The following is a 25,531-nucleotide window of genomic DNA, read 5'->3' as shown; positions in this document are numbered from 1 at the left end:
TATCATGATCGTGCGGATTCCGGGGTGATGGCGATGCGCAGTCGTTTCGAGCCCGACCGGCAGCTGACCGCCCGCATGGCGCTCACGATGTTCCTGTTGGGACTGGTGTACGTGGCGTTCGTCGCCGCGCTGATCGCCCTGCTGAAATCCACCGTGCTGGTGGTCGTCATCGCCGTCGCACTGCTGGGCGCACAGTACTGGTACTCGGACCGGATCGCCCTGTACGCCATGCACGGCCGGCTCGTCACGCCCGAGGAGGAGCCTGGGCTGCACGGGATCATCGACCGGCTCTGCGCCACTGCCGACATGCCCAAACCCCGGGTCGCCGTCTCGCACATGGACCTGCCCAACGCGTTCGCGACCGGCCGCAACGCCGACCACGCCGTGGTGTGCGTCACCACCGGGCTGCAGCGCCGCCTGACCGTGGAGGAGCTCGAAGGCGTTCTCGCGCACGAGCTCTCCCATGTCGCGCACCGGGACGTCGCGGTGATCACCATCGCCTCGTTCCTGGGCGTGATCGCCGGGCTCGTCGTCCGGTTCGCGTTCTACTCCCAGCTGTTCGGCGGGCGGGGGCGCGACCAGAACACCGCCGTCGTCTTCATGGCCGTGATGGCCGTCTCCGCCCTCGTCTACGCGATCAGCTTCGTGCTGATCCGAGCCCTGTCCCGCTATCGCGAACTGGCCGCCGACCGGGCCGGCGCCATGCTCACGGGCAAGCCCTCCGCCCTTGCGTCCGCCTTGACCAAGGTCAGCGGGGACATCGCCCGCATCCCGACGGAGGACCTGCGCACCGCGCAGGCGTTCAACGCGTTCTTCTTCACCCCCGCACACGGCCCCGGAACGGTCGTCGCCAACCTGTTCTCCACCCACCCCACCCTGGAGCGCCGGCTCGAGGCGCTCGCCGCGCTCGCCGCCGAACTCGGCGGACCGGGCGGTGGCCCACCCTGAGAGGCAGCTGATCCCCTTGGGCTTCTGGGATTCCCTGCTCGGGCGCTCCAAGCCGGTCCAGCCCGACCTGGACCAGCTCTTCGGCCTGCCCTCGGCCGCCGTGACCCTCCAGGCGGCCATCGGCTTCACCCCCACCGGAACGGGCTCGGTCTGCTTCTCGTCCACCGAAGGAGGGGCCTTCTCGCAAATCCGGAGGGAGGTGCGGGACCTGCTGGACGCCGACTCCGAACGGGCGGGTGCGCCTGTGGAGTTCAGCCGTGACGGCTACGGCTACTCGTGGCTGGTCTCCCGCCGGAGCCCCGAGGAGCTGCCCGCACTGGTCGGCGACCTGCACGCAGTGAACACCACCTTGCAGGACGGCGGGTTCGGAGCGCAGCTCCTGTGCTCACTGGTCTCCTTCCGTGACGCGGAACTGCGCTCCCTCGCCCTGGTCTACCTGTACAAACGGGGCACCTTCTATCCATTCGCACCGCTCCCCGGACAGACGCGCGACAATCCGCTGGAACTCCAGGCCAGCGCTGTGATCAAGGACGACCTGCGCATCGAGCAGGACCTGAGCCGCTGGTTCCCGTTGTGGGGTGCCCCCGGCCTGTGACGGCCCCTGGTGGACATTTATTCTTCGCGCAGATAATCTGTGCGAAGAATAAATGAGGAACGGGGAACCGTCATGTGGACGTACGAGCACAGTGTCGACACCACCGCCGCGCCCGAGGCGGTCTGGCAGCAATGGGTGGACGTGGCGAACTGGGGCACTTGGAACGCGGACATCGAGAAGATCGACGCCACGGGTCCGTTCGTCGCGGGTACCCGCATCACCATGCACCCGGCCGGCCAGGATCCGGTGGAGCTCACCCTGGCCCAGGTCAGCGCTCCTGAAGTGTTCGTTGACGAAGCACGCTTCGCGGGACTGCTGTTCCGGACCACGCACCGCGTGACCGCCCAGCAGGGCGGGGCGCGCATCGCCTACCGCATGGAGATCACCGGCGCCTCGGCCGACGAGGTCGGCCCGCAGGTGGGTCCCGGCATCACGGCGGATTGGCCGGAGACGATGGTCGCGCTGGCACGACGGGCGGAGGCCCGATGCTGACTCCGGGCGCAAGCCCCGGGTTCCTGCTCTGGCACGCGACGCTGCGCTGGCAGCGTGAGGTCGCGGCGGCGCTGGCGCCCCTCGGACTCACGCACGTGCAGTTCGTCCTGCTGGCCTGCACCTGGTGGCTCAACCGCGAAGGCGGGCACCCCAACCAGCAGGCCGTGGCCCGGCAGGCCGGCACGGACGTCAAAATGACCTCGCAGGTGCTGCGCACCCTGGAGACCAAGGGCCTCATCGAGCGGGAGACCGACCCCGCGGACACCCGCGCCAAGAGGCTCCGGGCAACCCCCGAGGGCGCGGACCTCGCCCCTCGCGCCATCGCGGTGGTGGAAGCCGTTGATGCGGCCTTCTTCGCCGCCTCACCGCGCGCCGAGACCCTGACGGTCCTGCAGGCCCTGGCGTCTGAACCCGCGGCGGACAGCGACTGAAGCCCTGCCGCCCACCGCGGGTGCCCCCGCCGCCCACCTCGGTGCGCTGCTCTTCACCGGCCCGGGCGCGTTCCGGGGTGGCCCGGTCTCTCCGCCGATGTTCGTGGGACCCCCGGCGCGCCCCGACTCCGCCCCGTGACGCCTTCCTCGCCTTCGGAGGCGGCGCCCGCAAGTGCATCGGCGACACCTTCGGAATGACCGAGGCCACCCTGGCCCTGGCCGCCATCGCCGCCCGCCGGCATCCGCGCCCCGTCCCCGGGCACCAGTGCCGTCCCGCGCCGGGGGCGGCACTGACCCCGCGCGGGCGGATCCGCGTCACCGCGCGGCCTCGCCCTCCGGCCGGGCACCGCAGCACCACCTCGATCGCCGGAGGAGACGCCGTACCCCCCCCGCACACCGCATGGTTCCGCAGGCCGGAGCTCGCCTTGTGGACGTCGGCCTCGCCCGTACGCCGCAGGAGCAGGCGTGCATCCGCGCGTGGGACCTGGTGGAACTCGCGGCACGCACCACGCCCGAAGCCGGTCCGGACGGTCTCGCCCCCGGCTGCTGCTGGCTGGCTTGGTCCGGAGCGATCGACGATCACCTGACGGCCCTTCCCCTTGCCGAGCACGATGCCTTCACCGCGCGGCTGGCGGGAGTTCTCACCGCGAACACCGGCACCACCGCGGACGACCACCCCCTCGCCCGGACCATGGACAACCTCTGGCAGACCTCACAGCGGCGCATGTCCCAGGGCTGGGCCGTCCGGTTCCGGTCTGAGCTCATCAGGACCTTCGACGCCATGCGGATCGAGGTCATCCAGCGCAGCACCGGCACCGTCCCGGACTTCCACACCATCATTTCGTACGACAGGGAAAACGCCCTGTTCGAAGGCGCCTGGGGTCTTGTCCCTCCGGACGGCGGCCCGCGGATCAGGCGTAGCCCGGTCGCGCCTCGGCCGGCCGGCGTCTGACCCCGACGCCGGGCGCCCTGGAGCCGCCGCCGGCCACCCCGCCGTCAGCGGGGAGCCGGGCGGGGAGGAAGCGACCGCCCTGCCCCGGCGCGGCGTTCAGGTGCGGCGGGCCCGAAAGGCCTCAGAAATCACCGTCGACGCCGGTGACCGCCGGCGGCCCCAGGGGCGCGTCCTTCTCCGGCAGTCCCAGTTCCTCGAGGGTCCCGGCCAGCAGGCGGACGGCGTCGTCCTCGGCCGTGGCGCGGTCCGGGGCCTCGACCTCGAGCCGGACGGAGAAGGTGCCGCCCTCGTGGACCGTGAGCAGTTCCACGTCCTCGGTCTCGCTCAGGTCGGTGTGGTGCGAGGCCAGCCTCCTGGCCAGCTCGGAGCGTGCTGCGTCGTCGACGTCCGTCAGGAACGTGCCGGGAACGGTGATGACGTAGGTGGTCACTTGCTGTCTCCTGTCGGCTGACAAGGGCTGAGTCGTGTGGATGCCCCGGTGTCGTGTTTCAAACCCCTCAACCACGGCAGCTGCCTCCAATGGGCCCCTTGAAGCAGCCCACGACCTCGGTGTGCGCGGCGACACGAGCGGGGAGGAGCGCCGGACCTCATGCGGCGAGCTGCTCGGGCCCACCTGGCGGGCGCCGTCGCCGTGGCCACCCGGCGCGCGAGGACGCCGGGGTACGGAGCGTGGCCGGACCCGTCCCGGGGTGGGGGCCGGGCCCGGCGAGCAGGCCGACGAGCTGCCGCTCACGGCCGTCAGCGTCTGCGGCCCCAGCCGCGGGCAGGTCGCGTGCCGCCGATGCCGGCGACGTGCAGCGCGAGTGCGGCGAGACCGATCAGCATGAGGTTGGTCGAGCTCAGGACATCGTTGGTGGCGATGTCGGCGGCGTTGAGGAGGAACGCGATGAAGAAGAGGACTGCGGCGGCGATGCCCAGCATGGAAGGGCTCCTTTCGATCGGTGCCGACCGTGTGCCCCGTGCGCGCCGGGCCATGTGTGCGAAGTGCTGCTCCTGCGGTCGTCGGCGGTCTGGCCGGAGCGGGCTCACCCGACGTCCTCGCAAGCTGGTCGGCGTCGTCCGGGGTGCCCGTGCGGCTGCCACGGGTGATGCGCCTGTCCGAGTGCCCTCCGGGCGTCCCCCGAGCGAGAAGCGCGCGGTGGGGGTATGTCGTTCCGTGCCAGGTTGCCTTGGGGCCAATGAGGAGATCAGCGGTGTACGCAGTGGTTCGACGGTACGCAGGGGTGACTGATCCTGCCGAGGCGGGACGCCGCGTGGACGAGGGATTCGTTTCCCTTCTGCGCCGAGTGCCCGGATTCGTGGCCTACTACTGGATTGACGCAGGAGATGGAGTGATGGTCTCCACCAGCGTCTTTGAAGACCAGGCGGGGGCCGAAGAGTCGATCAGGAGGGCGGCGGAATTCGTACGGGACCGCCTCGCCTCTCTGCTGCCCGAACCTCCCCAGGTCACGGCCGGCGAAGTCGTGGCCGCCGGGTAGCGCGCCCGAAACCGGTCCGGGCCGGATCCTTCGTTTCCGTCCACCGCTTCGGGACCGGGACGGACGGGAGAAGCATCCGCAGGGCCACCTTGTGCCCTCCCGATACCTCGCCGACCGATCCGACGCCGTCGCGCCGGATCGGTTCGTGCTCGCGCTCGCGTCGTTCATGTCCGGCGAACCATCTCGGCCTTGTGGGCCGTGGGCCCGCCCTGACGGGTGCTCACGACATCGGCGTACGACACCAGCCGCGGCTCAGAGGGTCCGGCCGGTGACGTGGCCGCCGTCCACGCGCAGGGCGTGGCCCGTGACGAAGCCCGCGCCCGCCAGGTACAGCACGGCCTCGGCGATCTCCGAGGCCTCGCCGACCCGGTCGAGGAGGGCGAGTCCGCCGAAGGAGTCCACGTCGGAGCCCTCGTGCAGAGGGGTGCGGATGATGCCGGGTGCCACGAGGTTGACGCGGATGCCGTCGGCCGCCAGTTCCGCGGCCAGGCTCGTGGTCAGCCCGTGCACCCCGGCCTTGCTGACGACCGGCGCGCTGGCAGGGAAGCCGGCCAGCCCGTGGTCCACGAGGACGGTGCCGATGTTGATGATGCTGCCGCCCTCGCCCTGCGTGCGCAGGGCCCGCACCACGGCCTGGGTGGTGAGGTAGGTGCCCTTGAGGTTGCCCGTCAGGAAGCCGTCGAGTTCGGCTTCCGTGACCTCGGTGAAGGGCTTGGACGCGAAGGTCCCCGCGTTGTTGACCAGCACGTCGATACGGCCGAAGCGTTCGAGCGCCGTACGGACGAGGGCCTCGCCCGTCCCCCGGTCGGCGATGCTTCCGGCGGCCCATGCGGTCCGCTCCGGGTGGCCGAGGCAGGCGGCGGCCTTGGCGAGGCGGTCGGCGTCCCGGCCGTTCAGGACGACGTTCGCGCCGCTCGCCAGGAAGGCCCGCGCTATGTCCAGGCCGATGCCGCTGGAGGATCCGGTGATGAGGGCAGTGGTCATGGTGAGCGCCTTTCGGGGGTGGATCGCCGAATCGGTTCGTCCGGCTGACACCCCGAACCTATGGGCCCTCAACTCATAACACCACGACGGAATTTGGAGCATGTGATAATCCAGCGTTATGGACATGGACCTGCGTGACCTGGAGCTCCTCGACGCCACGGCCGAAGCCGGCTCGCTGACCGCCGCCGCCGAGCGGCTCTACGTCAGTCAGCCGGCCCTCAGCCAGCGGCTGACCCGGCTGGAAGCCCGCCTCGGCATGGCCGTGTTCGATCGCGAGGGCCGCCGGCTGGTGCCGAACGCCGCCGGCCGCCGGCTGCTCGTGGCCGCCCGGCACGTCCTCGCCGAACTGGAATCGGCCACCCGCGACCTCCGGGAAATCCGCGAGGGCCGCGACCGGCGGGTCCGTTTCACCGCGCAGTGCAGCACCACCTTCCCGTGGCTGCCGCCCGTGCTGCGCGCCTTCCGCGAGCGGGAGCCGGGCATCGACGTGCGCATCGAGACCGTCGCCGACGACGCACCGGTCCCGGCGCTTCTCGCCGACCTGGTCGACGTCGCGCTCGTCACCAAACCCGACGTGCAGATGGACCGGGTGTCGCTGACCCGGCTCTTCGACGACGAGATGCTGGCCGTGGTGCCTGCCGGGCACGCCTGGGCCGGCCGCAAGTACCTGACCGCCCGCGACTTCGACGGGGTCGACCTGGTCCTCTACGACTTCTACGACCAGAAGCGCATCCCGTCGTTGCCGCTGCCGATCCCCGCCGGAGCCCGGCCCGGCCGGATCGCCACGATGCCCGTGGTGACCGACCTGGTCGTCGAGATGGTGGCGGGCGGCCAAGGGGTGACGGTCCTGCCCAACTGGGTGGCCGCCCCGTACGTGGCCTCGCACGGCCTCGCCCTGGTGCAGATCGGGGCGAAGCCGCTGACCCGGACCTGGTTCTGCGCCACTCGCACGGGCGAACTCCCCTCCCACCTGGAGGTGTTCGTCGAGGAACTCGTACGACATCTCGAAGCCCCCCGAGGGTGACGGTGAGGCCATGGAGCGGCGCGCCGTACTCTCGAGTGCGGCGGAAAGCCGCGCCGTCACCGCCAACGAGCGCCGAGGGTTCCGCCAGGGTTCAGTACCAGCCCGGCAGTTCCGCCCCGGTCGGCGCCGAGGTCAGGGCGGGCCGGTCTTTCCTTGGACTCGAACTCACGTTCAGATCCTGGAGGGTTGCCGCCGAAGAGCTACCGGCGGGTCGTCGCCGTCGCCATCGCCGCCACGCCGGTCGACGGGACCGGTCCGCATCCGGCGTACGGTCCGGGTTTCATGGGCAGGACCGTGAATCCCGGACCGACCGCAGGAGTCCAGATGACCGCCGCAGCCGACCGCACCACCCTGACCCTCGACGACGGCACCGCCCTGGTCCTCATCGACCTCCAGCAGGGCATCCTGGCGCTGCCGACCACCAGGCCCGCCGAGGAGATCCTCGCGAACGCCGTCGCGCTCGCCGGGGCGTTCCGCGCGCAGAAGCTGCCCGTGGTGCTGGTCAGGGTCGCCTGGTCACCCGACGGCGGTGATCTGCCCACCACCGACGTCGACCGCCCGGGCCCGGCCACCGCCCCGCCCGCCGCGTTCTCGGAGATCCCCGCCGAGCTCGCCGCCCTCGGCGACGTGGTCGTGACCAAGCGCCACTGGGGCGCCTTCACCGGGACCGAGCTCGACCTCCAGCTGCGCCGTCGCGGTGTGCACAGGATCGTCCTGGCCGGCATCTCCACGAGCGTGGGCGTCGAGTCCACCGCCCGTACGGCCTGGGAGCACAGCTACTCGCTGGTCTTCGCCGAGGACGCGACCGCCGACATGGATGCCGCCTCCCACGCCCACTCGTTCGCCAAGATCTTCCCGCGCATCGGCAAGGTCAGCACGACCGCGGAGGTCGTCGCCGCCCTCGGCGCGCGGGACCGGCGTTCCGGATGACCAGCCGGCCGCCCGGCGGGCGGCCACACCCCCTTCCCTCAGCCCTCCGGACGGGACAAGACCCAGGAGGCGACGGCCCGGGCGATACCGGAGAGCACGGCAGCAGTGAGGGTCGGGGCGGCCTGGATGCGCAAGCTGCGGCCCGGTTCTCGGGGGTGCGCTCGTGCGGTGCGCGGTCGGTGGTGTCCATCGGTGACTCCCGGAAGGCAGATCGGAGCGACTGGGTTGACACCCTGACCGTGGCCCGGATCGGATGGGCGCGCACCGAGCGCGGGCGCCTGTCCCGGACAACTCCCGCCGGAGTGCGGGTTGTCCGGGACAAGGGGGCGGGTGGCAGCGAGTGCGCGGCGCAACGGACGTCCCTGGGGTGCGCTGGGGGGCACCGGCGAACGCGCCAACAAGCTGGCCGGCGCGCTGCGCACCTGGCTCGACGAGGAGGGGCTGCGCGTCTCCGACCTGGCCCGCGCACTGACGCCCGAGCACTTCGCGGACCATACCCTTCCCAGTCGGCACCGGCTCTACGACTGGCCCGCAGGTGTCGGTCTCACCGTCAGCACCGCAGAGGCCCTCGCGGACGCGTGCTCCGACAGCTACGAGGTCTCCGCCCGGCGCCGGGCGGCGGTCCAGGAGATCTGGGCCGCCCCGGGTGCCGCCGGCTCCGCGGCTGCCACCGACGTCGTCGCCGCCCGGAGCCGGGTCATCACGGTCCGGGGTGAGCCGGCCCGGCTCCAACAGGCCTACGCTGACAGCATCCTGGAGCGTGACAACGCCCAGAAGGTGGCCTTGGTCCTCTACGCCATGCTCGGCCAGACCACGAACCAGATGAGCGACTACGGCCGCCGGCTCGACGCCCTGGCCGCCGGCTCCGCCGACGACCAGCAGCGGGTCGCGGAGCTCACGCACGAGATCGCTGCCTTGCGCGAACAGCACACGGAGGCCGTCGCCGCCCGTATCCGGGCCGAGCGGGAAAGCGATGACGCCCAGGCGCTCGCCGACGAGGCGGCCCGACGGATCCACAGGCTCACGGTGGAACTGGCGGCGCACCGCGGCAGCGCCACGAGTCGGCCCGGCCACGGCGGACGGTTCGAGCGTGAGGAGCAGCAGCTGATCCTGCGGATGCCCGCTGACTTCGCCTACCGGGACGCCGCCCTGAACGCACTCGTTCCGTCGGCGTCGCGGCCCCCGGCCGCGGCGGCGGAGCGTGCCGGTCGGTCCGACGCGCGGCTTGCCGGTCGCTCCGGCCGGAGCCCCTGCTGATCAACTTCCCGCGGGCTTCGGCGGCGGCGCGGGCGAGGTCGCGGGGGCGGTGGCCGGGGCGGCGACCACGTCGTCGTAGAGGCGGAACAGCCGCAGCCGCCCGGGGTCCTCGTCGTCGCCGACGGCCAACGCGCCCCAGCACTGCGCGGCCAGCGCGCGTGCACGGCTGCCGGGCCAGGGCTGGGGCAGCAGTTCGGGCGGCAGCAGCGGGTCGGGCTCCATGGCGGCGGTGAAGGCCGCGGCCAGCTCGATCGCGTACGTCAGCCGCTCGGTGCCGGTGGGCGGTCGTGGCGCGGACAGCCGGGCCAGGCGGTCCGAGGCGAGCGCGGCCAGCTCCTCGTACCGTGCGGCGACCCGCTGCAGCGGCCAGAGCCGGGCGGCCAGCCGGGTGGCGTCCTCCTCTTCGCCGAGCCGCAGGTCCCGGCTGGTCAGACGGGTCAGGGAGCCGAGTACCCCGAGGTGGCGCGCGTGTGCCTCGACGATCTCGCCGATCGCGTTGGCGCTGACGTAGAGACCGCCCTGGAGGGGGGCCGCACCGAGGTGGAGCAGGGCGTCCCGCAGCGTGTCGCGGGCCTGCCGGGCGGTCTCGGGGATGGCGAAGGCGAACAGGTGCCAGGCCCCGTCCCAAGGGGCGAGGCCCCGGTCCTGCCGGTAGGCGTGACGCACGTACTCCACGTCGGGGGCGACGGCTCCGGTGGGGTCGGCCGTGACCCGCAGGCGTGCCTTGCGGCCCCGGCCCTCCTGGACGAACCGGCCCTCGGCGACGAGCCGCTTGAGGCAGAGCCGCACCTGCTGGTCCGTCATGCCGAGGGCCTCGGCGACGGCGTACAGTTCGCCGGCATCGACCGTGCCGTCCTCACGGACGAGGGCGAAGACGAGCGTCCTCGTCCCGATCTCGGGCGCGACCGGGTCCGTCGCGGGTCCGCTGGTCATCGCTCCTGCTCCTCGAGGCTGCCGGTGTTGCCCTCGCCAGGACGGGCGGGGACGGCCCGATGCATCGTAGTCACCGCGCCGAACCCCATGAGGCCCCTCAGGTACGGGGTCTGTTCGGTGCGCACGGCGTCGAAGCCGTGACGTTCGTACAGGGCGCGGGCGCGGGGATTGACGTCGATCACGTCCAGGCGGATGCGCGAGCAGGCGTGTTCGGCCGCGACGGCCGCGATCTCGGTGAGCAGCAGGCTGCCGACGCCCCTGCCCCGGCCGGCCGGGTCGACGGCGATGCCGTCCATGACGAGTTCGCCGGTCTCGGGGCTGCGTTCGAGCAGGGACAGCGCGGCCAGCCGGGGCAGCCCGCGGAGGAATCCGTATGCCGACAGCACGTCGCGCACGCCGCCGCCGGTCAGTCCGCGTCCGCCCAGCCGGTAGCCGGCCACACCGACGACACGTTTCCCGTCCGCGGCGAGGGCGACCACGGCGCGGTCGTGGTGGAGGTGGCGGGCGATGAAGGCCCGTCCGCGCCCGGGCGGGTTGAGCGCGGCCCCGAGCTTGCGACCGAAAGCCTCCCAGTACAGGGCTGCGATCTGCTCCTCCGCCCCGTGCGGTACGCCGCGCCGGACGACGACTGCTGTGTCCATGAATCCTCCTCGCAGTTTACGTACGATCATAGTACGGTCGAAATGGAAACGATCGTTTCTTGTATGACCCTTTGTGAGGAGAGCCGAATGCCACCCATGACAGCGGTACGCACGAGACGGCACCGGGCCGTGCGAGCCGTGGGCGCGACGCTCGCCGCACTGGCCCTCGTGGCAGCGGCACTGGGCGGGTTGGCGGCCTGGCAGAACACCTACGAACTGCGCGAGCGCGCGGTGACCGTACGTCATGGAGGTCGCGCCCTGGACGCCGTCCTGGCCTTGCCCGAGGTCGGGAAGGGGCCCTTCCCCCTCGTCGTCTTCGTCCACGGCGACGGTCCGGTCGACGCCACCCACGACACGTTCTACCGGCCGATCTGGGAGTCCTTCGCCCGCGCCGGCTACGCCTCGCTGTCGTGGAGCAAACCGGGCGTGGGCGGCTCGCCCGGGGACTGGCTCGACCAGTCCATGGACGACCGGGCCGCGGAAGCCGTCGACGCCATCGCCTGGGCCCGGCAGCGCCCCGACATCGACGGGCGCCGGATCGGCCTGTGGGGCGCCAGCCAGGCGGGCTGGGTGCTGCCCAAGATCGCGGCGAAGGACCACGGGATCCGGTTCGTCATCGCCGTCTCACCCGCGGTCAACTGGCACCAGCAGGGCCGCTACAACCTCCTCGCCGAGCTGCGACGCGACGGCGCCTCCGAAACCGAGGTCGCCGCCGCGCTCCGCCGTCGCGAGACGGGCCTGGAACTGCTCGCGCGCGGAGCGCCGTACGAGGAGTACGTCCGCGCCGTCGGAGATCCCCAGGGCATGACGCCCGCCCGCTGGCGGTTCGTCTCCAAGAACCACACCGCCGACGCGAGCGCCGACCTTCCCGCGCTGCGCGGCACGCCCGTCCTGCTGGTCCTCGCAGGACATGACGTGAACGTGGACACGGCCGACACCGAAGCCGGCTACCGGCGGCTGCTGCCCGGGCCCTCCCTGCACGTCGCCCACTACCCCGGTGCCACGCACGGCCTGGTCGAGCGCGCCGTCGAGGCCTCGTCGCTGCGCCTCACCGCGACCGCCGTGTTCGCGCCGAGGTCGTTGTTCGCCAAGGGCTTCCTGGCCGACCAGCGGGACTTCCTGGCCTCCGTCGACGGGGAAGGGGCGAAGGGATGACCAGTGGACCCACCACGGGACCTGCCACCGGACCCGCCACCGGAAAGAGCACCGTAGTCGCCGCTGCCGGCGGCGGCCTACGGCGCCACCGTCCAGCGGATGCTGGCCGGCCCCCGAGGCCCACGGCTGGCGGCGACTTCGGCCCCCGCGGGCCGGATGACACCGACCGACTACCTCACCCAGCCGCTGGTGCTGGCCTTCGTGTTCACCGGCTTTTCGGTGCCGCCCTCGTGTGCCGTCTCGCCCCGCCCCCGGTGACCCTGACCGCACTGGCCGTCTTCGCCGTCCAACTCCTCTTCAGCCGCTGGTGGCTGACCCGCCACACCGCCACGGGCCCGTGGAGTGGCTGCTGCGCGCGGTGACCCCGAGCAGTCGGCCGAAGTGGAAGGGGGGAAGCCGGCCACTGAGTCCTGCGGGTGGTCGCACCGGGACGATGCGGTGGTTCCCCTCGACCCGTGATGCGGGAGAACTCGGGCGCGGGGTGCGGCGTCGTGTCGGGTCGTGGTGGAGGGCGACGCCGCCGGGAACGGTGCGCAGCAGCCGGTCCACGACTTCCTTGCGGGCGTCGGAGCGGCCCTGCGACGCGGGCGACGGGCAGGGTCACGCCTTGCTCCCGTAGCGGCGCTGGAAGCGTTCGACGCGGCCGGCGGTGTCCAGGACGCGGGCGGTACCGGTGCAGAAGGGGTGGCTCTGCGAGGAGGTCTCGGCGTCGATGACGGGGTAGGTGTTGCCGTCCTCCCACTCCACCGTGACTGACCGGTGCCCGGCCGGGCTTCGGCAACAACATCTCCCGCTCGCACCGGCGGACCTCCCGCCGCTTCGACCCCAACGTCCAGAGCAAGAGGTACTGGCTGCCCGGCGAGGGCGGTACGTGCGGCTGAAGCTCTCTGCCAAGGCGATCAAGACCATGGACACCATCGGCGTGGAGGCGGCCGTGGCGCGGATCCGCGCCCGGGGGTGAAGGTCTGATGGCCAAGCAGAGCAAGATCGGGCAGAACGAGAAGCGCAAGGCGGTCGTCGCGCGGTGCGCCGCCCGGATCCGCAACCGCGACAGCGTGGACGGCCGGCCTCGCGGACACCTCCCCGGGTTCGGGCTCTCCGCTGCGGGACCTCGTCCGGCGCTATTCGGGTCGGCTGAAGCGGTGGGAGGCCCAGAGCAGCGCTGTGACTCCGACGACCAGCAGGAGGGCGCTTTCCAGCAGGATGGGAGGTTGCCCGGCGGACCATTCGATGCCCGCGGTGGTTGCCTGGTCCGGTACCCGTAGCGCGATGCAGCGGCGGAGCAGGTCGACTCCGTAGGCGAGCGGGTTGGCGGCGGCCAGCGCGTGGGCCCAGCCCGGCAGGTTCTCGATCGGGAAGAAGCCGCCGGAAAGGAACAGCAGGGGCGTCATCACGACGCCGAGCAGCATGTGGAAGACCTCGGGGCGGTTGAGGCCCACGGCCAGGGCGAGGGCCAGGGCGGTGATCGTGAAGGAGGTCAGGGCGATGCCGCCCAGGAGCAGGGCCAGCAGGAGGGGGTCGTAGGGCAGGCCGACGGCTCCTGCCAGGCCGAGCAGGACGACGCCTTGGATCGTGGAGACGATGGTGCCCCCCGCGCAGCTTCCGAGGAGCAGGGTGGCCCGGTGGACCGGGGCCATCAGGAGTTCGCGCAGGTAGCCGCTCTGACGGTCGGTGATCAGACGGATGCCGACCATGATGGCCGGTGTCTGTACCGTCATCATGAGCATCCCCGGGAAGAGGTAGGCCTGGTATCCGGTGCCGAGTGAGGAACGGGGGATCAGGTCGGCCAGACCGCTCCCCAGGATGAAGAGGTACAGCACCGGTTGGAGCAGCATGAGTGCGGTGTGGGTGCGTTGGGCCGACAGGCGCAGCAGGTCGCGGTAGACCAGGGCGTGGACCGCGCGCAGTTCGTGGCGCAGGCGGGCGCCCGGCTCACGGCCGGGGGCGCCGGGGGTGTCCGGCGTACGGGTGGCGGCCGGGTCCGGTAGGGAAGGTGCGGTCATGGGGTCGCCCCGGTTGCTGCCGCGGGGGAGACGGGTGCCTGCTGCCGGGGTGTGTGGATGCTGCGGCCGGTGTGGTGGAAGAAGACGTCGTCGAGCGTCGGCGGTGTGGCGGAGGCGGCGTGCACCGCGATGCCGTGGGATTCCAGTGCCGCGCACAGGCGCGGGATCCAGGCGCTGCCGTCGGGTACCCGCAGGGACACCCCCTCGGCGTCCAGGGTGACGGCGAGGTCCGCCGGCGCGGTTCGGCGCACGATCTGGAGTGCTGCCGTGTCGTCGCCGGTGCGCAGCGCCACCCGGTCGTCCCCGATCGCGGCCTTGAGGCCGAGGGGTGTGCCCTGGGCGACGAGCCGGCCGTGGTCGATGATGGCGAGGCGGTCGCAGTTCTCCGCCTCCTCCAGGTAGTGGGTGGTGACGAAGATCGTGCTGCCGTACTGGTCGCGCAGTGTGCGCAGGTGCTCCCAGACTTGGGCGCGGGCGTGTGGATCGAGTCCGGTGGTCGGTTCGTCGAGGAACAGGACCCGGGGCGAGTGCAGGAGGCCGCGGGCGAGTTCCAGGCGGCGCCGCATGCCTCCGGACAGGGTGCGTACCGGGGAGCGCCGCCGGTCGGCCAGTCCGACGAGTTCGAGTGTCTCGGTGGCGCGCAGGCGGGCGTGGCGGCGGCGCAGTCCGTAGAGGCGTGCGTGGATGTGCAGGTTCTGTTCTGCCGTCAGGTCCGGGTCCAGTGCGCTGTGCTGGAAGAGCATCCCGACCCGTTTCCTTACCTGGTCCGGCCGGCCCAGTACGTCGGCGCCCGCCACCGTGGCCTGTCCGGCGGTGGGGCGGGCGAGGGCGCACAGCAGGGCGAGGGTGGTGGACTTTCCCGCGCCGTTGGGGCCGAGGAAGGCGAAGGTTTCTCCTTGGAGCACGTCCAGGTCCAGGCCGCGAACGGCGTGGGTGGTGGTACCGTCCGGGCCCGCGTAGCCCTTGACCAGACCGCGGGTGCTGATGGCGTACACCTGCTCGGCAGGGCGCGGGACGGCGTTCCGGTCGGTGAGGGCGGTGGTCTGCAGGGTTGCCCGGGCGGGCGCGTCGTCACCGGCATGTGACTGCATGGTCGAGTCCTCGTCTACGGGGGTGTCTTCAGCAGGCCTGCCGGCCGCAGGGGCCTTGGCTCCGGCCGGTGGCAGCCCCCGGGGACTGACACCGGCCGGAGGTTCTCGGCTAGGCGCAGCTGATGCCGACGCAGATGGTGTTGAGGAGCGTCAGCAGGCCGACGCAGGCACACGTGCCGGAGAACTGGTCTCCGTCGACGCCGACCGGGTCGGTTTCCGGAAGGGCGTGCAGGTGAGCCAGCAGTTCGAGGTCGTGGTTCTCCATGACTTTCTCCTTCTCTGTGAGGTGGCGGCAGGTTCCCTGCCGCTCAACCCGGCTGCCGGGTCATCCAGTGCCGGGGGTCTGTGTGGAGGGTTCGCAGGAGGAAGGCCAGGATCCCTGCGGATCCGTCGCTCCAACTGCCGGAGACCTCTCCGTACTCGGTGGGGAAGACGACGTGCCCGTCGCGATGGGCCCGTTCGGAGACGATGAGGCCGGCCAGGTCCTCGGCCATCGTGCGGTAGGCGGGGTCCCCGGTGGCTTCGGCCATGTCGAGGAGGAAGTCCCCGTTGCCCGCCAGCCCGTGGCACTGGGCGAGGGCGGAGCGGGAGGCGCGTTCGACGACGGCGTGTGCGGCGCCCCGGGCGAGGTCACCGAAGCGCTTGTCACCAGTCTGCTGCCAGAGGCGGATCAGGAAGGTGCCGATGCCCGCCGAACCGTGGCACCAGTACGGGGCCGTGGGCAGATCCGTGGCCTGGGCCGGCCACTGGGCCGCTCGGCCGATCATGACGGCGTTGGCCACCACGTGTTCTCCGGCCGCCACGGCCAGTCGCATGTGCTCCGGGCGGCGGGAGATGCCTGCGGCGGCCAGGAGGAAGCAGCCTATGCCGGAGGTTCCGTGGGCGAAGCCCAGGTAGCGTTTGCCGGCCTCCGCGGAGACGGCTTCCGCGGGGACGGGCCAGCTCACGCCGGACGGCTCGGGCTGTGCGGCGGCGGCCAACCGGTCGGCAGCGTCGACGACCAGTTCGGCCAGGCGGGCGTCACCGGTACGGTGCCACAGGTGGGCGGCGGCCAGTCCACTGCCGGCGGAGCCGTGGGTGATGTCGTGACTGGGCGTCGACTCCAGCGGGGCCAGCGCCAGGGCCACCGCGCGGCTCCTGAGCTCGCGGTCGCCGAGTGCGTGCCCGGCGTCGTACAGCGCCCAGGCCGTTCCGCGGCCGCCGAAGTGAAGGCCGGGGCGTATGGAGCGGGTGTCGGCGCGGGCAGCGATCCAATGGGCCGCCGTGGAGATCGGACCGGGCAGGCGCGGGTCACCTGTGAGTTCGAAGTACCGTGTCAGGACCGCCAGCACGCCCGCCGCACCCTGCTGCACGGTGCAGGGGTCGGTCTCCCCGGCCCGGGTCGACACGGGCCACAGCCACTGCTCGTCGTCCGGGGTCATCGAATCGACGAGGTGGTCCACCATCCCGGCGACCGCGGCCCGCGTCGCGGCGCGGGGCTCGTCCGTCCGCGCCGGTCCGGCAGCGGGGTGGGCCGGCCCTGACGGGTCCGTCCCACGGAGAGCCGCACGCGCCGCGGCCGGGTCCCACCGCTCGCCGGGATCGTCCTTCATCAGCCCCAGGATCATCTCGGTCAGGTTGTCCGGCAGGTGCAGCGTTGCGGTACACGCGCTCAGCCACTGGGCCAACCGCTGCTCCGCAGGCCGGGTGGCCGGTTCCTCGGGCAGCAGGTTCGGTACCTTCCCGGCGAGGACGAAGCACGCGGTGGCGCCGAGGCTGTAGTAGTCGGCCGTCGGGGAGACGGGAGCGTCCCGCAGGCGCTCGGGGGCGCTGAAGCCGGGTGTCCCCACGCGCGTCGGGAGCACGTCGTCGTCCCGCAGGGCGGCGAGTTCCAGGTCGATGAGGCGCAGTTCGCCGTCGGGGCGGACCATGACGTTGCCGGGCGTGAAGTCCCTCAGTACGCAGCCGTTGGCGTGGGCCGCCGCGACCAGGTCCACGAGGCGTGCGACCTGGGCGAGCGCGTCCTGCCCGTAGCGTTCGCTCCCGACGTCGCGGAAACGCTCGGCCACCCAGGTGCGCAGGGCCACGCCCGGCACTTCCTCCTGGGCGAGGAACAGGTGCCCGCCCGTCTCGAACATCGCGAGCGGCTCCGGTGCGAGTCCCGTACCCGTCAGCTTCTCCAGCGTCCTGGCCTCGGCCCGCAGCCAGTCGCGGACGTCGGAGCCGGCCGCGTCGCCCTCCACGTGCGGCCGGGCTTCCTTGATCACCACGGGTGCGCCCGTGGTGACGTCCGTGCCCCGGTATACGCCGCCTTTGTTGGTGTGCCGGATCGCTTCCCTTATCGAGAACCGGCCACCGAGCAACACGGGGCTGTTCGCCACCCTTTCCTGCCGCGGTGGAAGGGGTACCGAGACGGGAAAGGGACTGACCGCCCAAGAGGGCGGAGAATACTGCCCGGTGCGTTTGTCCTCGACGGGATTTCCGTCCGGATCCTCGATGAACCACACCAGCAGGCCCTGGTCGGAGAGCCGCCGCCGGCCGACGAATGCACCGTACCGGTAGTGCACCAGACTGTTCGGTGCGTACGGCTGGTCGGACAGAATCCGGGGGCCGGAAAGCCCCGCGGTGGCCCGGTGCAGTTCAAGGGCCATTCGGGCAGCGTCGCCGTCGGAGGACGGGTACACGGTGATGAACTTCCCCGAGCTCCCCCGAGGCGTGGCACGGGAGTTGAGCGCGCCCACCTGCTCGGTGGACCGGACGAACTTGAACGCCGACTCCTCGCGCAGCAGCACCTGCAGGGCCTTCTCGAGGACTTCCGGCGCCGAGGCCGCCGTCGCGGACACGTGCAGTTTCCAGCCCTGCCGGCGCCCTATCCCGGACGGGCGGGTGAGGCGGCACCACATCTCGTCCGCATCGGTCGTCCAACGCTCGTCCGCACCTGTGGCCCGGAGCGCCTCGCGCAGCAGATCTTCCAGGTCGAATTCGGTTGCGTGACTGGTCATGAGCGCGTCCCCCCTCAACGGCGAAAACCGCTGCTGGAATATGCCTTCGGTAAGAAGAAACGTACAGCCGGCGTCCGTCATGTGTCGCTTGATTCAGCGAGCGCACGGGATGGTTGGGGCTGAATGCGATGCAGTCCGGCGCAAGTGGGGGCGCATGTGCGTCGCCGGATGGGAAATGCTCAGCCTGTTCGAAAATGGAGATCCACCCTCGGGAAGAAAAAACAGTCCAAGTTCATTAATTTCGAATCTCCACGGTCTGCGTTATCGATTCACGAGAGCTGAAACGAAACAGTGGCCACAGCCCTCGCGGCAGACCCTTCATGCCCGACTGCGCCGCTCTCCTCCGTCTCATCGGCCGGCTCTCGCCTCGATCGAGCGCGAGTGGGTGAGGTGGTGGCAACGGCCGGTCGTCAGCGGGTGGTCGGGATCTGCGGCGGTGTGGGCTCAAGTGCAGGTCGGGGGTTGTCGTGTAGCGGTCTCGTAGGGCCGGCAATCCTGGCTGCCACGGTGTTCGGCCCGCGCGGTCGTCCGTGCCGGTGACCCTTCCTCGTCGGTCGGCCGGTGGCGTGCGGGGGCGGAGGTGGAGGCGGAACGGGGCGCACCGCGGCCGCTGACCTCGCCGCCGGCCCGTTGGAGTTCGACGAGCCACGGCTGGTGGCCTCACCTGCCCGAGGACGTCACCGTGGGCGCTGGACGAGCGTGCGCGACGTCACCGGCCAGGCGCTGGCGGTCTTGTGCCCGCCCGGTGCCGTCCCACGCGTGGCCCCGCGGTGTCGGCCACCCACGGACGCGCGGGCTGCGTCGGCCGAAGGCATGGCGCTCGAATTTCCTTGCACGCGACAGCGGTTCAACCGGAGGTTCTGGAACGCCCCTCCCTCGAGCCCGGATGGTACGAGGCCTTCGTGAGCCCGGAAGGGCCGGCCCCCGCCGAGGTGCACACGAGCGGATGGACCCGGGCGGTCACCGGCGCGGCGGAGTTCTTCGGGACCGAGGAGTCGAACGTTGCCTGCATCGTCCTGCTGAGCCGCAGCCCTGCGCGGCACCCCGTCATCGGACCTCCCCGCTGACCCGCACGCCCACCCGACCGCGTCGCACCTGGCGTCCCCCACCCGCCTCGCGCACCCGAACCCGGAGGAACCCCGTGACCAACATCGCCACTCCGCAGACAGGTTCCGCAGCGGTTCACGCTGACCGGATCGCCGTACGGCACGAGACCACGACGCTCACCTTTGCCCGACTCGACGACCTGACCGCACGGACCGCGCTCGTGCGCGCCGAGCTGCCCGGGGGCTTCGACGCCCCGCGCCTGCGCCTCGCGGTTTGCGGAGGGGCGTCGCTTCCGGTCGAGGTGCTGCACGGCTTCGAGCGGCGTTGCGGCGTTGACGTGCCGGAGGGGTACGGCTTGTCCGAGACCTCGCCCGTGGCCGCGTTCAACATGCCGGACCGACCGCGCAAGCCCGGCTCCGTGGGCTTGCCCGTCCGCGGCGTTGAACTGCGGCTGGTCAACGAGGACGGGACGACGACCGGGCCCGGCGAGGTCGGCGAGATCGCGATCCGCGGCGGCTGGTTCCCCACCGGTGACCTCGCCCGCGTCGACGAGGACGGCTACTACTTCATCGTCGACCGTGCGAAAGACATGATCATCCGAGGCGGCTGCAACGTCTACCCGCGTGAGGTCGAGGAGGTCCTGTACCAACACCCGGCGGTCTCCGAAGCCGCCGTCGTCGGCATGCCGGACCCGAGGCTGGGGGAGGAGATCGCGGCGATGGTGGTCCTCAAACCCGACGTTCGGGCCACCGCCGAGGAGATCCGCGACCACGTGAAGGCACGGGTGGCCGCGTACAAGTACCCGCGGGTCGTCAAGCTCACCGACGCACTCCCCAAGGGACCCACCGGGAAGATCCTCAAAGGGGACGCCGTCATCAGTCCCACCGATTCCTGACCCCGGTCGCATCCCAACACGCTGACTGACGGATCCGCGTCCGGCGGGGAAGTGTGGCCGCCGCTACCGGTGGGCAGGAAGGGATCAGGCTTCCACCCGGACGCCGAGGCGGCCCCCGAGCGGGCCGTCAGCAGGACGTACAGAGGGATTGAGCATGGCGCGTGGCACGGTGAAGTGGTTCAACTCCGAAAAGGGCTTCGGGTTCATCGCCCAGGACGGGGGCGGTCCGGACGTCTTCGCCCACTACTCCAACATCACCGGGCAGGGCTACCGGGAGCTGCAGGAGGGCGAGGTCGTCACCTTCGACGTCGCGCAGGGGCAGAAGGGCCCGCAGGCGGAGAACATCGCCCGCGGCTGACACGCCCTCACACGTGAGTCCGTGAACCGGCGCCCGCCACCTGGCGGGCGCCGAGTCGTTGCCACCCGACGGGCGAGGACGCAGGGGCACGGGGCGGGTCCGGCGGGCGTTGCCCTTGGCCTGATCGGCGTGGCCTTCGGTGGTCAGGCGCTCGTCGACCGTCAGCGTCTGCGGCCCCATCCGCGGGCAGGAGGCGTACCGCCCATGCCAGCGAGATGAAGACGACGTGGGCTACCTGGGGCTGATCGTGACGTTGTAGGTGGCTCCGGCCCTGCCGTGGGCAGTTACGGCCACGGTCTGCGCGTGGCGCGCCCAACTGGCCTTGCCGCCTTGGACATCGACGCGGTAGCCGCCTGGGTACGTGTCGTTGGGCACGGTGATCTGGGTGGGGCCCTCGGCGTCGTCACGGGTGCGGAAGGTGAGCGTGTAGGTGCGAGTGGCCGGGTCGTACGCGAAGGCCAGCGGGTCGCCCGCCACGGCCCGCGCGTACGGCTGGACGAGGAGCCGGCTGTTGGGCTTCGCGGCGCCCGTCTGGTCGAGGAAGCAGTAGCCGCCACCCCGGCACCACTGCCACCACGTCCAGCCGCTGGAGAAGCGGTCCAGGGAGGCCGTCATGTCGGTGACGAACTGGCTCGCGTGCGGAACGTACGGGTTGCCGCCCCACTCCCCGACGATCACCGGCATCCGGTTACGGGTCGGGTAGTCGCTGATCGCGGCCTCGTACGCGGGGATGAACGTGCCGTTCGGGTCGTAGTCGGCGCCGGTCTCCATCGCCGTCTCGTAGAAGTGCGGCGCGTAGCCGGCGTGCGGATCGTCGATGTGTCCCATACGGGTGGGGACGCCGAGACCGACGATGACGGTGGGTTCGACGAAGACCCACGACGCGCGGTCGACCAAACGGATCGCCCGGGCAAGACGGTTCCACAGGTCGGTGAGCTCGGTGGCCTCGAAGCGGCCGGCGGCGGCGGGGAGGTCCTCGCCTTCGAGGAACTTCGCGAACGGCTCGTTCATGAGGTCGTAGCCGAGCAGTGCCGGGTGCCCGCCCAGGGCGGCGGCGACCGTCATCCACATGCGGGCGTGCGCGGCGCGGAGGTCGGCGTCCTTGTACAGGTGGTCGAAGGCGGTCTGTACGGAGGGCTCGAAGTACTCGGAGAACCAGTCGTCGGGTATCGGCGTGAACGGCAGCCCCTCGTCGCGGGTGGCCCAGTCGGGAACGCCGCGAGAGCCGAAGTGGGGCCCGTACACGTCCTGGTGGGCGTCGAGGATGACCTTGATGTGGTACCGGTCGGCCCAGTCGAGGATGCGTCGCATCGTGGAGAGGTAGCCGCGGTCGTAGTGTCCGGGGCTGGGTTCGAGGTCGTCCCAGAAGAACGCGAGGCGCGCAAGGTTGAAGCCCCGGGCGGCCATGCCTTCGAGGTCGCTCTCGTGGATGTCGGCGAACGCGTTGCTGCCGTGGCTGCTCTTGTCGGCGAGGTTGAAGCCGCGCCACTGGAGCGCGCGGCCTTGGCCGTCGGCGATGAAGGTGCGGTCACCGACCGTCACCCGGTCGGGGGCGCGGCCGGGCCGCGCCAGTGCCTGCGTGGGCAGGACGCCGAGCAGGAGGGCGGCGATGGCCAAGGCGAGGGTGACGGGGGCGACGCGGGAGGTCAAGCGCATGCAGGAGACCCCTTCGAGGGCGGCTGCTCGGGCAGTGTGCTACTGGCCGGGCGGATGTTACTGGCGAGTGGGTCAACTTCCCAGACATGAGTGGGAATTGACGAGGTCTCCGGCGGGCGGAGCAGGCCGCTTCGGGTGTGCACCCGGTGGAGCGAGGTCCGCTGTACGGCCAGGGGTCCCTTCGGGAGCCTGCTGCGCCGCGCTCGGGTGTCGACAGGCCGCAGAGGCTTCACGGTCCTGTCGGCCGCGAGGGCCTGCGGCGCCGCTTCTCGTGGGCTTCCCGGATTCCGCCGGCCAGGCCCAGGAGCGCCGCCGCCACGACCGCCACCTCCGCCGTGGTGCGCAGGCCCCGGCCGTGGATGTCCCCGGCGGCCCGCGGGGAGACCTTTCCCTGCGGGTCGTGCACCACTTCCAGGGACTCGCCCTGCTTCGCGAGCGGCGAGGGGGTGTCCAGGTGCTCCGGGCCGCCGGCGGGGCAATCCAGATGGTGGTCGTACGAGGTCCGGGTCGTGGAGGTCCAGTGGCCCTGGGCGTCCATGGAGGATTCCGTCTGGGTGTGTTCGGTGACCTTCAGCACGATGCAGCTGGTCTCGACGCCCCGGTCCTCCAGCGTGCTGTGCCCCACGGACGCGAGTGCCAGGACGGCGCCGAGGCCGGCAGGGAGTGCGGACAGCGCGATGAGCGGGGCTCCGCGGCGCGTGGCGAGGGCGGCGTGCCAGCCGAGCAGGACCAGCGGGAGCAGCAGCCCGCCGAGGAAGAACCCCCAGCTGCCCAGCGACCCGTACGCCGACTCCTCGGCCACCCCGAACGCCAGGGCCGCGGTCAGCGGCGGCGCGGCGAGCGCCACTGCGGTCCGCCGGAGCCCGCGTGCCCATCCTCCGTGCCAGCCCGCCATGCCCGTCCCCCGTGGCTTGTACTCGTCCGCTCCAGGTAACCGCGACGGCAGGGGCGCGTAAAGAGCGCGGCTGTTTCCAGAGTTTGGCCGGCCACGGCGGAGCGCAGGATCGAGCCATGACGAACAGCGCGGACCCCTGGCCGGAAACGTGCGCGCAGGTTTGTCGGAGTCGTCCCGTGCGTGACGGCGTGACGCCGCCGTCCGCAGAGGCCCGGGCGGCTTCCGACGGTGACGCAGTGGGCTCTGCCGGACTGTCTCCTACGGTGCGCGAGACGGTCGAGGCGATCGTGCGGGCGGTGGGAGCCGGTGACGACGTCCTGATCGGCCGCCTGCTGAACCGGTTCACGCAGGTCGCGGACTTTGACGCCCTCGTTCACCTGCGCACCCGCCTGTACACCGCGCTGCGCGCAACGACGGGCACGCGCCCGAACGGCACGATTCCGGCTGCGCCCGGAGGCCGCAGTTCACTTCGCGGGTCCAGCCGCGTCCGGGTGTTCGGCTGACAAGCGGTCAGTCTTCGTCCGGGAGGAGTGACGCGGAGGCTGGTGGATCGTTTCAGCTGACGTGAATAACAGATTCCGTTTTTCCGGGACGGGTTCCCGCCGTCCGCACCGCGTCAGCCTGGCCGGTCGGAGTTCGCCGGTTGCAGTCGCCGCCCGAGTGCCGAATCTGCGCAAGGGAGCGGTGGTGTGAAGGACCGGTCGTTCTACTGGTGCCGCTCCTGCCGCCAGCCGCTCTACGCCACCAGTTCTCTCACGGCCAGGGCCGGCCGGGACTGGGAGATCGACCATCAGCAACCCGCCGACTGCCCCAACGAGCACCTCATGCCCTTGACCGGCACTGCCACCATCCCCGAAGACCTGCCCAACGCTCCGCGTGTGCTGCGCGTCTTCGGATCCTGAGCCCCAGGCCTACGCCGCGCCCAGAAGGGGGGCGTGTCGCCGCCTCCGTTGTGGGTCTGCGGGTGACGGATGGGTCACGGCCCGCCACGGCGTCCGGTGTGGGGTCGTTGGGCTGCTTATGGACCAGAGAATCGTTCCAGCGCCGAGGAGTTTCGCCGATGTGGGGGCGGGCGGCGGGCGGGTTTCGGATTCGCCGATCTACGACGCCCTCGAGTGGCAGTGGCTCCAGGAGGGTCGCGAGGTTCCCGGCGGTGACGGATCCGCGCCCACGGGCAGGCACCGGTCAGGAGGTGCAGACCTGTTCCACCGCGGTTGACCGGACGAGTGGTTCAGGATTCGTGTCCGGCAGAAGGCGAAGCCGGCGGCACACCTGCCGGCCTTTGCAGCGCGGGACCGTTGTCGGGCGGCTGGGCGGCTGGGCGGCTGGGCTGCTCCCACCGGCGGCTCCGTCGACGGCGTCAGCCTCGGGGCGTAATCCCGTGGGCCGATGCTCCGCGGGAGGAGCACGTGACAGCGTTCCCATGTGTCCACGGAGCCTCCGTAGCGGCATGGTTGACGATCCGTCACGACAGGGGAGGGCGCATGACCAGCACGCCGTTCATCAGCCGGAAGGGCATGACGCGCCGCGGCATGCTGGGAGCCGCGCTGGCCGCCGGGGCTGCCGTGCCGCTCGCCGCCTCCGACCCCGCATGGGCCGATCCCGGCGTCCCGGCCGCCGGCGGCCACGCCGCGGCGCGGCTCGTGTTGCCCGTGCCGACCGGGCCGCATCCGGTGGGCACGGTTCAGCTGCATCTCGTCGACCGGTCGCGTCCGGACGACCTCGCGGGCCCGGGGCACTTCCGCGAGCTGATGGCCACCGTCTGGTATCCCGCCCGTGACGTCCAGCGGTACCCGGTGGCGCCCTGGATGCAGGCGGGCGCATTTCAGGCGTTCCTCGCCGACGTCGGGTTCGGTGACCTGGCCTCCCTGGGGCCGTTCACCGTGGGCCATGTGGGTGCTCCCGTGCTGCGAACCGGCCGGCGGCTGCCCGTCGTCGTGTTCTCCCATGGCGCGCACAGCCACCAGGGCGACCACACCGTCGTGGTCCAAGAACTCGCCAGCCACGGATACGCGGTTGTGACGGTGGCCCACCAGTACGACACGTACACCGAGTACCCCGACGGCCGGATCGCGGTCCCGCTCCGCGACCGGAAGGCGCCGACGCTGCCCGGGGACTTCGCCGCCGACCTGCGCTTCGTCCTCGACTGCGTCGAGCAGCTCGCCGCCGGGCGCAATCCCGACGCCGACGACAGGGAGCTGCCGGCCGGGCTGCTCGGCTCCCTCGACCCGCGGCGGACGGGCGCGTTCGGCTGGTCGAAGGGCGGGACGGCCACCGCCTGCGCCATGCTCGCGGACGATCGCATCCGGGCCGGGCTGAGCCTCGACGGGCCGATGCAGATGAATCCGCCACTGGCCGGCGACTTGGACCGGCCGTTCATGATGATGTCCGCCGTGTTCACCCGGGCCACGGACCCCGAGGCCGCCGCTTTCTGGTCGCAGCTGAGGGGATGGCGGCGCAACATTCAGGCCCAGGGCGCCGTCCACGTCTCGTACGGCGACAACGAGGCGCTGTTCCCACAGGTGGCGAAGCTGTACGGATGGAGCGGGCAGCAGCTCCAGGACGTGATCGGCACCCTCGATCCCGACCGGGCGGTGAAGATCCAGCAGGCGTACCCGCTCGCGTTCTTCGACGAACACCTGCGCCTCCGTCGCGGGCACCTGCTCGACGGGCCGTCCCCAGCCTTCCCGGCAGTGACGTTCCTCCCCTGAGTAGCCGGGACCACGGCACCGCGATCCCGCACAGGCACTTGAGAGAGCGGGACGGCTGGGCCGACCTCCGCGAG

At 71.5% G+C, this 25,531-nt stretch carries 28 protein-coding genes and 5 pseudogenes; 21 read left to right on the top strand and 12 right to left on the bottom strand.

The window, feature by feature from the left end; genetic code table 11:
• Positions 1–33: 33 nt before the first annotated feature.
• The 6 genes and pseudogenes from htpX to K7B10_RS01310 all read left to right on the top strand — a co-directional run bounded on the left by htpX (position 34) and on the right by K7B10_RS01310 (position 3,418).
• Positions 34–948, top strand: coding sequence for a zinc metalloprotease HtpX (gene htpX / locus K7B10_RS01335; protein WP_229334105.1), 915 nt, complete (start codon positions 34–36; stop codon positions 946–948).
• Positions 949–964: 16 nt separating this feature from the next.
• Positions 965–1,543: a PspA-associated protein PspAB gene (pspAB, locus tag K7B10_RS01330; RefSeq protein ID WP_229344681.1), complete on the top strand. Its 579-nt coding sequence runs from the start codon at positions 965–967 to the stop codon at positions 1,541–1,543.
• A 72-nt stretch (positions 1,544–1,615) separates the two neighbouring features.
• Positions 1,616–2,035, top strand: a complete 420-nt coding sequence (locus K7B10_RS01325) for an SRPBCC family protein (RefSeq protein WP_229334104.1) — start codon at positions 1,616–1,618, stop codon at positions 2,033–2,035.
• The gene (locus tag K7B10_RS01320; RefSeq protein ID WP_229334103.1) at positions 2,029–2,466 is read left to right on the top strand and encodes a MarR family winged helix-turn-helix transcriptional regulator; all 438 of its coding nucleotides are present in this window, start codon (positions 2,029–2,031) and stop codon (positions 2,464–2,466) included. The genes K7B10_RS01325 and K7B10_RS01320 overlap by 7 nt, the downstream gene beginning before the upstream one ends.
• A gap of 20 nt (positions 2,467–2,486) precedes the next feature.
• Positions 2,487–2,681 (top strand): annotated as a pseudogene (locus tag K7B10_RS41155) (cytochrome P450); the annotation flags it as partial.
• 212 nt (positions 2,682–2,893) lie between these two features.
• On the top strand, positions 2,894–3,418 hold the full coding sequence (locus K7B10_RS01310; protein ID WP_229334102.1) for a terpene synthase family protein: 525 nt from the start codon (positions 2,894–2,896) through the stop codon (positions 3,416–3,418).
• Positions 3,419–3,539: 121 nt separating this feature from the next.
• Here the strand turns inward: K7B10_RS01310 and K7B10_RS01305 are convergent, their stop codons facing one another.
• Positions 3,540–3,848 (bottom strand): hypothetical protein, encoded by a 309-nt coding sequence (locus K7B10_RS01305; protein ID WP_229334101.1) that lies wholly within the window; start codon positions 3,846–3,848, stop codon positions 3,540–3,542.
• Between the two features lie 308 nt (positions 3,849–4,156).
• The gene (locus tag K7B10_RS01300; protein ID WP_229334100.1) at positions 4,157–4,339 is read right to left on the bottom strand and encodes a hypothetical protein; all 183 of its coding nucleotides are present in this window, start codon (positions 4,337–4,339) and stop codon (positions 4,157–4,159) included.
• Between the two features lie 413 nt (positions 4,340–4,752).
• Here K7B10_RS01300 and K7B10_RS01295 point away from each other — a divergent pair, with 413 nt between their 5' ends.
• Positions 4,753–4,896 (top strand): hypothetical protein, encoded by a 144-nt coding sequence (locus K7B10_RS01295; RefSeq protein ID WP_229334099.1) that lies wholly within the window; start codon positions 4,753–4,755, stop codon positions 4,894–4,896.
• A gap of 252 nt (positions 4,897–5,148) precedes the next feature.
• On the opposite strand, the gene K7B10_RS01290 is transcribed toward K7B10_RS01295, so the two are convergent.
• Positions 5,149–5,880: an SDR family NAD(P)-dependent oxidoreductase gene (locus K7B10_RS01290; protein WP_229334098.1), complete on the bottom strand. Its 732-nt coding sequence runs from the start codon at positions 5,878–5,880 to the stop codon at positions 5,149–5,151.
• A 124-nt stretch (positions 5,881–6,004) separates the two neighbouring features.
• On the opposite strand from K7B10_RS01290, the gene K7B10_RS01285 reads away from it, so the two are divergent.
• The 3 genes from K7B10_RS01285 (at position 6,005) to K7B10_RS01275 (ending at position 9,091) form a co-directional block, all read left to right on the top strand.
• On the top strand, positions 6,005–6,904 hold the full coding sequence (locus K7B10_RS01285) for a LysR family transcriptional regulator (protein WP_229334097.1): 900 nt from the start codon (positions 6,005–6,007) through the stop codon (positions 6,902–6,904).
• A 324-nt stretch (positions 6,905–7,228) separates the two neighbouring features.
• Positions 7,229–7,834 (top strand): hydrolase, encoded by a 606-nt coding sequence (locus tag K7B10_RS01280; RefSeq protein WP_229334096.1) that lies wholly within the window; start codon positions 7,229–7,231, stop codon positions 7,832–7,834.
• 330 nt (positions 7,835–8,164) lie between these two features.
• Complete coding sequence (locus K7B10_RS01275) at positions 8,165–9,091, top strand: hypothetical protein (protein ID WP_229334095.1); 927 nt, start codon at positions 8,165–8,167, stop codon at positions 9,089–9,091.
• On the opposite strand, the gene K7B10_RS01270 is transcribed toward K7B10_RS01275, so the two are convergent.
• Together K7B10_RS01270 and K7B10_RS01265 are read right to left on the bottom strand one after the other, a co-directional pair.
• Positions 9,092–10,024, bottom strand: a complete 933-nt coding sequence (locus K7B10_RS01270) for a PaaX family transcriptional regulator C-terminal domain-containing protein (RefSeq protein WP_229334094.1) — start codon at positions 10,022–10,024, stop codon at positions 9,092–9,094.
• Positions 10,021–10,665, bottom strand: coding sequence for a GNAT family N-acetyltransferase (locus K7B10_RS01265; RefSeq protein ID WP_229334093.1), 645 nt, complete (start codon positions 10,663–10,665; stop codon positions 10,021–10,023). Before K7B10_RS01265 ends, K7B10_RS01270 begins: the two co-directional genes overlap by 4 nt.
• Before the next feature lie 87 nt (positions 10,666–10,752).
• Between K7B10_RS01265 and K7B10_RS01260 the strand changes: the two genes are divergently transcribed.
• The 3 genes from K7B10_RS01260 (at position 10,753) to K7B10_RS41495 (ending at position 12,182) form a co-directional block, all read left to right on the top strand.
• Complete coding sequence (locus K7B10_RS01260) at positions 10,753–11,820, top strand: alpha/beta hydrolase family protein (RefSeq protein WP_229334092.1); 1,068 nt, start codon at positions 10,753–10,755, stop codon at positions 11,818–11,820.
• 63 nt (positions 11,821–11,883) lie between these two features.
• Positions 11,884–12,078 carry a DUF418 domain-containing protein gene (locus K7B10_RS41500; RefSeq protein WP_372481527.1) on the top strand — a complete coding sequence of 65 codons (195 nt, stop codon included), beginning with the start codon at positions 11,884–11,886 and terminating at the stop codon, positions 12,076–12,078.
• On the top strand, positions 12,075–12,182 hold the full coding sequence (locus tag K7B10_RS41495) for a DUF418 domain-containing protein (RefSeq protein WP_372481590.1): 108 nt from the start codon (positions 12,075–12,077) through the stop codon (positions 12,180–12,182). The genes K7B10_RS41500 and K7B10_RS41495 overlap by 4 nt, the downstream gene beginning before the upstream one ends.
• A 238-nt stretch (positions 12,183–12,420) precedes the next feature.
• Here the strand turns inward: K7B10_RS41495 and rpmE are convergent.
• Positions 12,421–12,570, bottom strand: a pseudogene (gene rpmE / locus K7B10_RS01255) (50S ribosomal protein L31); the annotation flags it as partial.
• 2 nt (positions 12,571–12,572) lie between these two features.
• On the opposite strand from rpmE, the pseudogene rpmB reads away from it, so the two are divergent.
• Positions 12,573–12,781 (top strand): annotated as a pseudogene (rpmB, locus tag K7B10_RS01250) (50S ribosomal protein L28).
• A gap of 7 nt (positions 12,782–12,788) precedes the next feature.
• Positions 12,789–12,920: pseudogene (locus tag K7B10_RS01245) on the top strand (30S ribosomal protein S14); the annotation flags it as partial.
• A 21-nt stretch (positions 12,921–12,941) separates the two neighbouring features.
• Here the strand turns inward: K7B10_RS01245 and K7B10_RS01240 are convergent.
• From K7B10_RS01240 to lanL, 4 genes are all read right to left on the bottom strand, one after another.
• On the bottom strand, positions 12,942–13,823 hold the full coding sequence (locus K7B10_RS01240) for an ABC transporter permease (protein WP_229334091.1): 882 nt from the start codon (positions 13,821–13,823) through the stop codon (positions 12,942–12,944).
• A complete protein-coding gene (locus tag K7B10_RS01235) occupies positions 13,820–14,914 on the bottom strand; it encodes an ATP-binding cassette domain-containing protein (protein WP_229334090.1) in 1,095 nt (364 codons plus the stop codon). The genes K7B10_RS01240 and K7B10_RS01235 overlap by 4 nt, the downstream gene beginning before the upstream one ends.
• A gap of 109 nt (positions 14,915–15,023) precedes the next feature.
• Positions 15,024–15,179 (bottom strand): VenA family class IV lanthipeptide, encoded by a 156-nt coding sequence (locus K7B10_RS01230; protein ID WP_229334089.1) that lies wholly within the window; start codon positions 15,177–15,179, stop codon positions 15,024–15,026.
• Positions 15,180–15,222: 43 nt separating this feature from the next.
• Complete coding sequence (gene lanL / locus K7B10_RS01225) at positions 15,223–17,895, bottom strand: class IV lanthionine synthetase LanL (RefSeq protein WP_229334088.1); 2,673 nt, start codon at positions 17,893–17,895, stop codon at positions 15,223–15,225.
• A gap of 902 nt (positions 17,896–18,797) precedes the next feature.
• On the opposite strand from lanL, the gene K7B10_RS01220 reads away from it, so the two are divergent.
• The 3 genes and pseudogenes from K7B10_RS01220 to K7B10_RS01210 all read left to right on the top strand — a co-directional run bounded on the left by K7B10_RS01220 (position 18,798) and on the right by K7B10_RS01210 (position 20,195).
• Positions 18,798–18,962, top strand: a complete 165-nt coding sequence (locus tag K7B10_RS01220) for a hypothetical protein (protein WP_229334087.1) — start codon at positions 18,798–18,800, stop codon at positions 18,960–18,962.
• A gap of 92 nt (positions 18,963–19,054) precedes the next feature.
• Positions 19,055–19,837: pseudogene (locus K7B10_RS01215) on the top strand (AMP-binding enzyme); the annotation flags it as partial.
• A 154-nt stretch (positions 19,838–19,991) separates the two neighbouring features.
• Positions 19,992–20,195 (top strand): cold-shock protein, encoded by a 204-nt coding sequence (locus K7B10_RS01210; RefSeq protein ID WP_229334086.1) that lies wholly within the window; start codon positions 19,992–19,994, stop codon positions 20,193–20,195.
• Positions 20,196–20,426: 231 nt separating this feature from the next.
• Here the strand turns inward: K7B10_RS01210 and K7B10_RS01205 are convergent, their stop codons facing one another.
• A complete protein-coding gene (locus K7B10_RS01205; protein WP_229334085.1) occupies positions 20,427–21,851 on the bottom strand; it encodes a cellulase family glycosylhydrolase in 1,425 nt (474 codons plus the stop codon).
• 229 nt (positions 21,852–22,080) lie between these two features.
• Complete coding sequence (locus K7B10_RS01200; RefSeq protein WP_229334084.1) at positions 22,081–22,746, bottom strand: hypothetical protein; 666 nt, start codon at positions 22,744–22,746, stop codon at positions 22,081–22,083.
• Positions 22,747–22,862: 116 nt separating this feature from the next.
• Between K7B10_RS01200 and K7B10_RS01195 the strand changes: the two genes are divergently transcribed.
• From K7B10_RS01195 to K7B10_RS01185, 3 genes are all read left to right on the top strand, one after another.
• Positions 22,863–23,249 carry a hypothetical protein gene (locus K7B10_RS01195; RefSeq protein WP_229334083.1) on the top strand — a complete coding sequence of 129 codons (387 nt, stop codon included), beginning with the start codon at positions 22,863–22,865 and terminating at the stop codon, positions 23,247–23,249.
• Between the two features lie 186 nt (positions 23,250–23,435).
• Entirely contained in the window at positions 23,436–23,648 is a 213-nt protein-coding gene (locus tag K7B10_RS01190; RefSeq protein ID WP_229334082.1) for a hypothetical protein, read from the top strand.
• Positions 23,649–24,230: 582 nt separating this feature from the next.
• Positions 24,231–25,457, top strand: a complete 1,227-nt coding sequence (locus K7B10_RS01185) for an alpha/beta hydrolase family protein (RefSeq protein ID WP_229334081.1) — start codon at positions 24,231–24,233, stop codon at positions 25,455–25,457.
• Positions 25,458–25,531 lie beyond the last annotated feature (74 nt).

It is taken from the genome of Streptomyces flavotricini, from assembly GCF_020639365.1.
In the GTDB taxonomy this organism is placed as follows: Bacteria; Actinomycetota; Actinomycetes; order Streptomycetales; family Streptomycetaceae; genus Streptomyces; species Streptomyces flavotricini.
The sequence above is the reverse complement of the archived record's forward strand: the minus strand, read 5'-3'. Positions and strand labels throughout refer to the sequence as shown.